The sequence below is a fragment of the Candidatus Allofontibacter sp. genome, assembly GCF_038145245.1.
Taxonomy (GTDB): Bacteria; Pseudomonadota; Alphaproteobacteria; order Pelagibacterales; family Pelagibacteraceae; genus Fontibacterium.
Genome location: NZ_JAYQPI010000067.1, coordinates 1 through 2,300, shown reverse-complemented (window position 1 = coordinate 2,300; position 2,300 = coordinate 1). Strand labels below are relative to the sequence as shown.

The window sequence follows — 2,300 nt, the reverse complement described above, 5'->3', positions numbered from 1 at the left end:
CTTCGTAGGCCGGAGCCAACGGTTTTACAGACCGTCACCTTTAACCACTCGGTCACCCCTCCAATTTTTCACAAAACAACGGAGGTTTTGTTATGAGTGGCTTTCAAGTGTTCTAAAAAAGAAAGTTTTACAACACAACTTCACAATCACACTATTGCGATTTTGAAGCTTAAAATTATGCGGAATATAATTATTGAGCATTATTAATGCAATACATTTTTAGCTCAAATTAAGATAGTTATAAGCATTAAATCAATGAAAACTGGCTCATTTTGGATAGGCGGCAAACATGCGGTTTTATCTGCCATCAAAAACCCTAAAAGAAAAATAAATAAAGTTATTATTACTCAAGAAAATCAGAAAGATTTTGATCATAAAAATTTTAATAAAAAAATTATATCTGAAATTAAGGATAAAAAAGAAATTGATAAAATTTTTATTAACGAAAATATCGTTCATCAAGGAGTTGCTGCTGAAATAGAAAGTATTCCTGTAATCGAATTAAAAGAATATTTAAAGAATAAAAATAATTCAAATAATACTGTAGTTGTACTTGACGATATTACAGACCAAAGAAACATAGGATCAATAATAAGAACATGTAGCGCATTTAATATTGACGCTATAATTATTTTAGAAAAAAATTATAATCCAAAAAATAAAATGATGTATAAAAGTGCAAGTGGCGCGATGGAACTTGTAAATATTATCCCTGTATCAAATATTTCAAATGCACTTGAGGTTCTTAAAAAAAATAATTATTGGATATATGGATTAGATGGTCATGCAAAAGAAAATATAGAGGATCAAAAATGGAGTAAGCTAAATGCTTTTGTCTTTGGATCTGAAGGTGAAGGTTTAAGAAGATTAGTAAAAGAAAACTGTGATCATCTAGTAAAAATTCAGATTAATAAAAAGATTGAAAGTTTAAATGTTTCAAATGCAGTTTCAGTCACTTTGAGTATTTTTAGATTACTTGAACGAAAAAATTAAAATCCAAAACTTGATTTTATTCCATCTACGATAAATTGAATAGCTAGAGATGCCAAGATTAAAGCTATAACTCTTGAAAATACATTTAAAATATTCTTGCTAGTATAGTTTGCAAGGATTGCTGAAAAGATCATGTGAAAAAATGTTACAATCATTGCTGCAGTCAAAGCTATATAAACCATAATTAATTTTTCTGGATGTTTTGAGCTTGAATTCACTAAAAGTAAAACTGAAGTTAATGCTGCTGGTCCTGCAATTAAAGGAATTGCAAGTGGAAAAATTGAAATTTCTTCTATAGTTTTTTCACTAAGGACTTTATTTGCACTTTCTTCTCTTCTTAATCTTCTTTTGTCTAACAACATCTCAATTGAAATAATAAACAAAATTATTCCCCCTGCAATTTTTAAAGAGTCTATTGAAACACCAATCCAATTAAAAAAAAATTTACCTCCATAGGCAAAAACAATTAATACTATAAATGAAATTAAAGATGCTTTAATTGCAATTTTAAATCTTTGCTCTTTAGTAGCCCCTTCAGTTAATAATAAAAATAAAGGGCCAATTCCTGCTGCGTCTATGGCAACAAATAAAACCGCAAAAGAGTTAAAAAAAGTTGAACTCATAATTATATTATAATTTTGGCGGGAGTGACGGGACTCGAACCCGCGGCCTCCTGCGTGACAGGCAGGCGCTCTAACCAAGCTGAGCTACACCCCCAAAAAAAGCGGTGCAGCTATAATTATGCTGTCACCACAATTTAAAATTATATTATATAGAAAATTATATGAAATGTCTTTTAAATTATAATTTAGGTTGCTTAAGAACATAAAGATTAGCTTGTGTTTTTTGTCTATTCAAAATGAATACATCAGTTTTTAATCTGCAGTAATTTTCACTTTCAAAATAATCTATTTTTTTCCAGAAATTTTTTAAAGCATACGAGGTTAACAAATAACCATTTACTTTATTTTTGTTAGAATTAAGAATAATTGCATCATATAGAAAATCTTTTTCTAGCTTAATTTTTTTAATAAAACCGAATATGAATGCCTTTTGCCAATTCCCTGGAATATCTTTTAAAATAAAAAAATTCTTTTGATGTGGCATCAAGCTGCCATAAACAAACAATTTATCCATATTTATGGTGGGCATCGTAAGAATCGAACTTACCACCCCTTGCGTGTCGAGCAAGTGTTCTACCAATGAACTAGATGCCCTTAAAAAAAATTAATGGTGGGCGATGAGAGACTCGAACTCCCGACCCTCTCGGTGTAAACGAGATGCTCTACCAACTGAGCTAATCGCCC

The 2,300-nt window shown here is 30.2% G+C and carries 3 protein-coding genes and 3 tRNA genes; 1 reads left to right on the top strand and 5 read right to left on the bottom strand.

Annotation, left to right across the window (positions count from 1 at the left end; genetic code table 11):
- The first annotated feature begins 255 nt into the window (after positions 1-255).
- Positions 256-993, top strand: coding sequence for a 23S rRNA (guanosine(2251)-2'-O)-methyltransferase RlmB (gene rlmB, locus AC8IGH_RS05435; protein WP_507419695.1), 738 nt, complete (start codon positions 256-258; stop codon positions 991-993).
- Here rlmB and AC8IGH_RS05430 read toward each other — a convergent pair.
- The 5 genes from AC8IGH_RS05430 to AC8IGH_RS05410 form a co-directional block, all read right to left on the bottom strand.
- On the bottom strand, positions 990-1,616 hold the full coding sequence (locus AC8IGH_RS05430; RefSeq protein WP_507419694.1) for a MarC family protein: 627 nt from the start codon (positions 1,614-1,616) through the stop codon (positions 990-992). The two genes, rlmB and AC8IGH_RS05430, sit on opposite strands and share 4 nt — an antisense overlap.
- A gap of 16 nt (positions 1,617-1,632) precedes the next feature.
- Positions 1,633-1,710, bottom strand: a tRNA-Asp gene (locus AC8IGH_RS05425).
- 84 nt (positions 1,711-1,794) lie between these two features.
- Positions 1,795-2,130, bottom strand: coding sequence for a gamma-glutamylcyclotransferase family protein (locus tag AC8IGH_RS05420; RefSeq protein WP_507419693.1), 336 nt, complete (start codon positions 2,128-2,130; stop codon positions 1,795-1,797).
- A gap of 5 nt (positions 2,131-2,135) precedes the next feature.
- Positions 2,136-2,210 (bottom strand) — tRNA-Val (locus AC8IGH_RS05415).
- 14 nt (positions 2,211-2,224) lie between these two features.
- Positions 2,225-2,300: transfer RNA gene (locus AC8IGH_RS05410), tRNA-Val, on the bottom strand.